Origin of the sequence: Pelomicrobium sp. (genome assembly GCF_036803785.1) — a bacterium.
Classification (GTDB): domain Bacteria; phylum Pseudomonadota; class Gammaproteobacteria; order Burkholderiales; family UBA6910; genus Pelomicrobium.
In genome coordinates this window covers 1-2,554 of record NZ_DAIRTR010000232.1, presented here as the reverse complement: position 1 = coordinate 2,554, position 2,554 = coordinate 1, and the positions used below count along the sequence as shown (strand labels likewise).

Below are 2,554 nucleotides of genomic sequence, written 5' to 3'. Positions count from 1 at the left end.
ATCCCGCCCCCGGTACCGTGCTGGGCGTGGGGGACGACGGGGCCCTCTTGAAGCCGACCCCGGGCCAGGAGCTGGTGGTCTCCACGGACATGCTGGTGGCCGGACGGCATTTCTTCCTCGACGCCGATCCGGAGAAGCTGGGCCGCAAGGCCCTCGCAGTCAACCTCTCGGACCTGGCGGCCATGGGGGCTCAGCCCCGTTGGGCCCTCCTGGCCTTGGCCCTGCCCGAGCCGGACGAAGCATGGGTGGGCGCCTTCGCCCGCGGCTTCATGGACCTGGCGGCCCAATTCCGGGTAGATCTGGTGGGGGGCGACACCACCCACGGATCGCTCAACGTGTGCGTCACCGTGCTCGGTGAGGTGCCGGATGGAGAAGCGCTGCGGCGCGACGGAGCCAGGGCGGGCGATGACATATGGATATCGGGGACCGTAGGCGATGCGGCCTTGGCGCTGGCCCACTTGCGCCGGCGCCTTGCCCTCGATCCCCAGGATGCGGCCTTCTGCCTCGCCCGTTTGGACACCCCCACCCCCCGGGTGGCGCTGGGCCTCGCCCTGCGCGGTATCGCCCACGCCGCCATCGACGTGTCGGACGGTCTCGCCCAGGATCTCGCGCACATCCTGGAGCGTTCGGAGGTGGGCGCGATCGTCGAATTCTCCCAGCTGCCCCGCTCGGCGGTGATGGCGCGCTTGACCGACCGCGCGCTCGCCGCCCAATGCATGCTGGCGGGGGGGGACGACTACGAACTGCTGTTCACCGCTCCACCGGGAGTTCGCCGGCTGCTCGAAGAGCTGGGGCGGGAGCTGGGGCTGCCCTTGACGCCCATTGGACGCATCACGGCCGAGCGCGGCCTCATCCTCCGGGGGGAGGACGGTGCGCCGATCGCTCTCGAGAGGATGGGGTTTGACCACTTCCGTTAACTCGGGAAGAAGGCCTTCCTGGGCAGAGCTGCGGGCGGATCCGGCCCAGCTCATCGCTTTCGGCTTCGGGCTCGGCAAAATCCCCGCCGCCCCGGGCACCTTTGGCAGCCTGGCCATGCTACCGGTCTACCAGTGGCTTGCCCCGAGAATGGAGGTTGCCTCGTTGCTTGCCTTGGTGGCTGTCATGTTCGCCCTGGGCGTGTGGGCATGCGACCGGGCGGGCCGTGCCTTGGGGGTCCATGACCATCGGGGCATGGTGTGGGACGAGATGACGGCGTTTCTGCTCCTACTCTCTTTCGCGCCGCCCGCCCTGCTTTGGCAGGTCTGTGCCTTCCTGCTCTTTCGTTTGTTCGACGTGGTGAAGCCGCCGCCCATCCGTCACCTGGAGCGGCGATTTCAGAACGGTTTCGGGGTCATGCTGGACGACCTGGTTGCGGCCTTCTACACCCTGATCGTCCTGGCGGCTTGGCGGGCGCTTACGGGGTAGACGCCATGGACGCGAGGCTCTTGCGGTTGGCGCAGGAGGCGGGCTGGGCCCTGCAAAGGGCAGGATGGATGGTGGCCACCGCCGAATCCTGCACCGGGGGCTGGATCGCCCAGGCGGTGACCACGGTGCCCGGCGCTTCGGCCTGGTTCGACCGGGGTTTCGTGGTGTATTCGAACTTGGCCAAGCAGGAGCTGCTCGGGGTACGCTCCGATACCTTGGCGCGCCATGGAGCGGTGTCGGAGGAGACGGTGCGAGAGATGGCCCACGGGGCCCTCGAGCGCAGCCGCGCCCAGCTGGCGGTGGCGGTCAGTGGTATCGCCGGCCCCACCGGCGGTACCCGGGAGAAGCCGGTGGGCACGGTGTGCATCGCTTGGGCGGTTCGAGGTAGGCCTACCCGAGTCGAAACCCACCGCTTTCTTGGAGACCGGGAAGCGGTGCGCCGGCAGGCGGTGGAGGCGGCCCTGGAGGGGATCGCCCGATGCGCCCGAGGCGACGGATGAACCGGGTTTTCGGCGAGTCGTGGCGCGCCCGAGCGCAGGCGCTCAAGCGGGAGGTCTACGCCCTCTACCTGTGCGCCCGGCATCCCCGCACCCCTTGGTACGCTAAGCTTTTCGTGGGCCTCATCGTGGCCTATGCCTTGAGCCCCATCGATCTCATCCCCGATTTCGTGCCGGTGTTGGGTTATCTGGACGAGGTCATTTTGCTGCCCCTTGCCCTCCTGCTGGCCCTGCGCATGGTGCCCGCCGACGTGCTGGAGGAATAATGCCGGGACCGGGCCAGTGGTGTATTCGCCGGGACAAAGCCGGTATCCCGAGCCGCCGCGGCGGTCATCGTGGGCCTGTGGATCGCGGCGGTGGCGTCCCTCGGGCTCGCGGCCTGGGCCTGGATCCGCTAGCCCGGCCTTTTTACGCAGACGCCCCCGCCGATCGGATCCGAGGACCCAAGGCGGTCACCTGACGCCCAGGGACGCTTATGCCATAATTTTGATTTCTCTTGTCATCCGGTTCACGAGGCACGGGGCATCCATGGACGACCACAAGAGCAAGGCGTTGGCGGCGGCGCTGTCGCAGATCGAAAAGCAGTTCGGCAAAGGCTCCATCATGCGCATGGGGGAAGCCGAGGTGGCGCGGGACATCCAGGTGGTGTCCAC

At 68.1% G+C, this 2,554-nt stretch carries 4 protein-coding genes and 1 pseudogene; all 5 read left to right on the top strand.

Annotated elements, in window-relative coordinates:
- Positions 1–917, top strand: a 917-nt coding sequence (gene thiL, locus V7Q81_RS15665) for a thiamine-phosphate kinase (RefSeq protein WP_442954862.1), incomplete at its 5' end; no start/stop codon positions are given.
- Positions 901–1,404, top strand: coding sequence for a phosphatidylglycerophosphatase A family protein (locus V7Q81_RS15660; RefSeq protein WP_333845193.1), 504 nt, complete (start codon positions 901–903; stop codon positions 1,402–1,404). The genes thiL and V7Q81_RS15660, both read left to right, overlap by 17 nt.
- Positions 1,405–1,409: 5 nt before the next feature.
- Positions 1,410–1,904, top strand: a complete 495-nt coding sequence (locus tag V7Q81_RS15655; protein WP_333845191.1) for a CinA family protein — start codon at positions 1,410–1,412, stop codon at positions 1,902–1,904.
- Positions 1,901–2,167 (top strand): YkvA family protein, encoded by a 267-nt coding sequence (locus V7Q81_RS15650; RefSeq protein WP_333845188.1) that lies wholly within the window; start codon positions 1,901–1,903, stop codon positions 2,165–2,167. The genes V7Q81_RS15655 and V7Q81_RS15650 overlap by 4 nt, the downstream gene beginning before the upstream one ends.
- Positions 2,168–2,429: 262 nt before the next feature.
- Positions 2,430–2,554 (top strand): annotated as a pseudogene (locus tag V7Q81_RS15645) (recombinase RecA); the annotation flags it as partial.

Bases quoted from the DNA above. Each gene is read 5' to 3' on its own strand.
- V7Q81_RS15655 (WP_333845191.1), top strand. From the start codon at position 1,410: ATGGACGCGAGGCTCTTGCGGTTGGCGCAGGAGGCGGGCTGGGCCCTG.
- V7Q81_RS15650 (WP_333845188.1), top strand. From the start codon at position 1,901: ATGAACCGGGTTTTCGGCGAGTCGTGGCGCGCCCGAGCGCAGGCGCTC.